The 393-nt window shown below is 35.6% G+C and carries 1 protein-coding gene; it reads left to right on the top strand.

The features are described 5' to 3' along the window. Positions 1–393, top strand: a 393-nt coding sequence (locus KA858_RS12650; protein WP_210135850.1) for a transposase, incomplete at both ends; no start/stop codon positions are given.

The raw sequence follows: 393 nt of genomic DNA, 5'->3' as shown, positions 1-393 counted from the left end.
AGTCTCTGCCATTAGAAAATCCTTCACCAACGTAAGTTGGCAAAGATGCCAAGTTCACTTCCTAAGAAATATCTTTACCACCATTCCTAAAAAAAATTCAAAATCTTTCAGAGAAGCTGTTAAAGGAATTTTTAAGTTCACAGATATTAACTTAGCGCGTGATGCTAAAAATAGATTGATTAATGATTATATCGATCAACCAAATTATTCAAAAGCTTGCGCATCATTGGATGATGGATTCGAAGACGCCTTTCAATATACCGTACATGGAAATTCCCAATATCGACTAAAGAGTACCAATCTAATTGAACGACTGAATCAAGAAGTACGCAGAAGAGAAAAGATTATTCGCATCTTCCCCAATCAAACATCAGCCAATCGCTTAATTGGAGC

Source organism: Staphylococcus sp. GDX8P80P, from assembly GCF_017893095.1.
Lineage (GTDB): Bacteria > Bacillota > Bacilli > Staphylococcales > Staphylococcaceae > Staphylococcus > Staphylococcus borealis.
Note: the sequence above shows the minus strand (reverse complement) of the source record. Positions and strands in the feature narration are given on the sequence as shown.